Source organism: Pseudomaricurvus sp. (assembly GCF_965662505.1).
Lineage (GTDB): Bacteria > Pseudomonadota > Gammaproteobacteria > Pseudomonadales > Cellvibrionaceae > Pseudomaricurvus.
Map to the genome: position 1 here is coordinate 1 of NZ_CBFIHX010000241.1, position 1,752 is coordinate 1,752.

Here is a 1,752-nt window from a genome sequence, read left to right on the forward strand (position 1 = left end):
AGGCCTTGACCACATCCGAGCCATACAGTTGATAGGGGCCTACGGTGGTCAGTAACACCTGAGTGCTTTCGACCAGCTGTTTGATGGAATCATTCGATCCGGAGTCCGCTACCACCAGCGGCACATCGGCAGGAATCCCCATCTCGTCGCGCACCGCTGCAAGTTTGTCCTGACTGCGACCGGCCATGGCCCATTTGACGTCACCGTTGACGCCGTATTGCTTGTTCAGGTATTCACATACCAGACGACCGGTGTAGCCCGTCGCCCCGTAGACAACAATTCCGTACTCTCTGTTGTTAGGCTGGCTTTTGTTTTTAGACAGGATTTTGTTTTTAGACATAGTCATGTTCTCTGATGATTATTTTGTAAAGGTTGATCAGTAACGGCTGTTCTATGTGAGTGGGCCGTGTGCCTCAACCCTACATAAAGCCGTCGATTTCTTCGTCCAGCAGGTGAGATACCAGCGGGCTGGCCGCGGCACGCTCGAATGCCTGATCAACCGCTTCAAAACGCTTCTGCAGTACCGTTCGATAATTGGGGTGCGTAAAAATGTACAGCTCGTTGGCGCGGATCGCTTCTATCACGCGTTCGCCGACGACTTCGACCGCCAGTCCTCGATCAATGACTTTCTGCATATGCTCTGCCATGGCCGCGCGAGCCGGACTCATCTCCTGCTCGTTGTCCGAGGCTGTCTGGTACTCGCTGGGTTTGTTACGCGAGGAGAGATTAATCCGCGTTTGCACAAACGCCGGACACAACACCGACACCTGAATGTTCTGAGGTGTCAGTTCGGCGCGCCAGCTTTCGGACATACCTACCACAGCAACCTTACTCGCAGTATAGGCTTGCCCCATGGGGACGCCAATCATACCGGCCATGGAGGCGACATTAATCAGCCAGCCGCCTTCACCGTGTTGCTTCATCAGGGGGATGAGTGTTTGGGTGCCGTAGATAACCCCCATCAGGTTAACGTCCATAACCCAGTTCCAGTCCTGGATGTTGGTCTTCTCAATCACACCCGGTGTACCACTGACCCCTGCGTTATTCACCAGCATGTGAATCTTGCCGAAGCGCTCTTGTGCCGATGTTGCTATCTGCTGCCACTGTTCGGGCTTGGTGACATCCAGTGGCAGGGCCAGGACTTCAATACCCTCATCGCAGAGCAATTGCTCGGCCAGTTTCAACTGGGGCTCGTCGATATCACCGATTACCACGTTCATGCCTTGCTTGCCCACTGCCCGAGCAACACTCAAACCAATGCCTTCAGCGCCACCGCTGATAACCGCTGTCTTACCCTGAAACTCACTCATACCGTAACCCTTGATTTATGACGATAAACTATGACGACTGACTCTAGCGGAATAGTGAAAGTTTTGACCAGCATGACTCGCCAGTCGAGCGCTTGCTTGTCAATTTTGAAAGGGCTTTTGGCTGTTATGAGGCACGCCCATTCTGTCTCTGAATAATGGGTGATAACCCGTTGTGATGGTTTGGCGGAAGAACTTTCCAGCAGGTTCAGGGTGAGCGGTAAGCGTGTAGGATGGGGTTTTGTATTGTAAGCTTGATTTAACCTCATTCCTGCTATCAATTGAACCGCTCTCCATGCCGAAAGTCACCCTCCAGGGTCACATCACCGTCCCCGAAAAAGACTTAAACGCAGTGATGGCCGCACTAGCCACACACGTTGAACTCACCCGGAGCGAGCTGGGCTGTTTGTGCTTTGAGGTTTCACAAAGCTCTGACGATCCCTGT

General features: G+C 52.9%; 1 protein-coding gene and 1 pseudogene. Both read right to left on the reverse strand.

Going from position 1 to position 1,752, the window contains the following annotated elements:
- Nucleotides 1-340: pseudogene (locus ACTG33_RS17145) on the reverse strand (saccharopine dehydrogenase); the annotation flags it as partial.
- Nucleotides 341-419: 79 nt separating this feature from the next.
- The gene (locus tag ACTG33_RS17150) at nt 420-1,310 is read right to left on the reverse strand and encodes an SDR family NAD(P)-dependent oxidoreductase (RefSeq protein WP_439136489.1); all 891 of its coding nucleotides are present in this window, start codon (nt 1,308-1,310) and stop codon (nt 420-422) included.
- Nucleotides 1,311-1,752: the final 442 nt, after the last annotated feature.

Excerpts from the sequence above, each read along its gene's own strand:
- ACTG33_RS17150 (WP_439136489.1), bottom strand. The coding sequence starts at position 1,310 with ATGAGTGAGTTTCAGGGTAAGACAGCGGTTATCAGCGGTGGCGCTGAA.